At 64.5% G+C, this 2,101-nt stretch carries 3 protein-coding genes; all 3 read right to left on the bottom strand.

Annotated features, from left to right (window positions below; genetic code table 11):
- Window positions 1-301 precede the first annotated feature (301 nt).
- Window positions 302-904, bottom strand: coding sequence for a hypothetical protein (locus JOY90_RS14660; RefSeq protein ID WP_291691836.1), 603 nt, complete (start codon window positions 902-904; stop codon window positions 302-304).
- Window positions 901-1,122, bottom strand: coding sequence for a hypothetical protein (locus JOY90_RS14655; RefSeq protein WP_291691835.1), 222 nt, complete (start codon window positions 1,120-1,122; stop codon window positions 901-903). Before JOY90_RS14655 ends, JOY90_RS14660 begins: the two co-directional genes overlap by 4 nt.
- Before the next feature lie 190 nt (window positions 1,123-1,312).
- A partial coding sequence (locus tag JOY90_RS14650) for a toprim domain-containing protein (RefSeq protein ID WP_291691834.1) occupies window positions 1,313-2,101 on the bottom strand: 789 nt, incomplete at its 5' end.

The following is a 2,101-nucleotide window of genomic DNA, read 5'->3' as shown; positions in this document are numbered from 1 at the left end:
GTGCGGCTATCGGGCGGGGGGGGCATCGGCAGCCCTCTAGCACGGGTCCAACAAGGCGGCCAGCGTCGGCAGAGTTCGGGAGAACGGGGCGATCCCGCCCAATGTCAGTGGCGGTGTCCAGCGGCCGTTTGTACCCCAAGCGGCCTTTCGCACCAGACTTCTGCGACAGTTAATTCATTGATTTATTAAGACAAAACGGAGTTGCGTAAAAGTCGACTCTTGATGCCTCTGGATCAGTCACGGTTCCGGCGGCTTTGTGCGTTTCGGTCGTCGCCCCCGCCGTCCGCGCGGGCGAGGGCTCTCACCGGGAGTGGTGTGACCGGGGCGGCTCGTCCCGACGCGCCAACTGCTCGCGCAACCGTTCGCGCGTCGTGGAATCGTCTTGGGCTTGCCGATGCCGCTCCACGTTGCGGCCCTGTGCAGCGGCTTGGTCAAGAATGTAATCGGTCGATTGGATCAACCCGGCGGCTTCGAGTTCGCGCAGAAAATCACCTGTGCTGATTACGCCAACACGCAAATCGATGATGGCGCGGCGCTTCGCCACGTCGGTATCCTCAAACAGCAAGAGTGCCTCGGCCGCTGGATCGGTTTGCAGAAATCGCTCAAGCGCCTCTATCGCAGCCTGTTCGCCACGGCCCCAGATGCCGCGTCCTTCTTCAAGGCGGCGCTGCTGGTCGATGCCGATATCGGTTGGCACGATTGTAACCCTGTCCAGATTGGCGTTGATCCATTCGACAATTTGATCGGCCCCCGGTGCGCCGCGCACGCGCGTTGCCTCGATGTAAACCGCATCCGGGATACGCACCGGCAGCCCCGGCCTCAACAACACATCGAGCGATCCCGCAAGAACCAGCGTCAACAGCGGCGAGGCGTCGGTGACAATGAGGCTGTAGGGTTTGCTCACTTGTGCGCCTTCAAGGCTTCACGAAGCATCGCGCGTCCGCGCTGGCGCGCTTCCACGTTCGGCCCCGTCATGGGCGCGACCGGCTGGCGAAGGCCAAGCTCACCAAGCTTGCCCAACACCTCAACGTAATTGTGGAAGCCTTGCCCCCGAAGATCGCGCCATGTGACCTCGCCTGCGGCGTAGCGCCGAACGAGCCTTTCTTTCTCGTTCTCGGTCATCGGACGGCTCCTGAATATGACGCATTATATCAAGAGCCCTGTGCTTTGACAGGTTTCCCGTCATTCCCCGCGAAAGCGGGAATCCAGGCGAACGGCACCGGCGCCGGTGCGTGTGGGCCTGGATGCCCGCTTTCGCGGGCATGACGAAAAGGGCCAGACCGTAGGACCGTTGGTACGTTGGTATAGCCCCCTACACATCCACCTCCTCCACCGTCCGCGCCCGCTCCTGGATAAACTGAAACCGCAGCTCCGGCCTTCGCCCCATCAGGCTCTCCACCAGCTCGTTGGTCTTCGCCCGCTCCTCGGGCGGCGCCAGCACCTTCAGCAGCGTCCGCCGCGCCGGGTCCATCGTCGTCTCCTTGAGCTGGGCGGGCGGCATCTCGCCCAATCCCTTGAAGCGACTCACCTCGACCTTGGCGCCGGGCTTGAACTCCCGCTTGACCTTCCGCTCCCGGTCTGCGTCGTCCATCGCGTAGACCGACTTCGCCCCGTGCGTGAGGCGATAGAGCGGCGGCTGGGCCAGGTAGACGTGGCCATGCCGCACCAGCTCGGGCAGCTCGCGATAGAAGAACGTCATAAGCAACGAGGCGATGTGCGCGCCGTCCACGTCGGCGTCGGTCATGATGATGACGCGGCCATAGCGCAGGCGGCTCCGGTCGAAGCGCTCGCCGACGCCGCAGCCCAGCGCCTCGATCAGATCCTTCAGCTCCTGGTTCTGCCGCAGCTTGTCCGCCGAGGCCGAGGCGACGTTCAGGATCTTGCCTCGCAGCGGCAGCACCGCCTGCGTCTCCCGGTTCCGGGCCTGCTTGGCCGAGCCACCAGCGCTGTCGCCTTCGACCAGGAAGATCTCGGTCTCGGCCGCATTCTCGCTCGTGCAGTCGGTGAGCTTGCCGGGCAGGCGGAGCCGCCGGGTCGGCGACTTGCGCGCGGTATCGCGGCTCTCCTTGCGGCGCAGCCGCTCCTCGGCGCGTTCGATCAC

Source organism: Bradyrhizobium sp. (assembly GCF_019242285.1).
Lineage (GTDB): Bacteria > Pseudomonadota > Alphaproteobacteria > Rhizobiales > Xanthobacteraceae > Bradyrhizobium.
The sequence above is the reverse complement of the archived record's forward strand: the minus strand, read 5'-3'. Positions and strand labels throughout refer to the sequence as shown.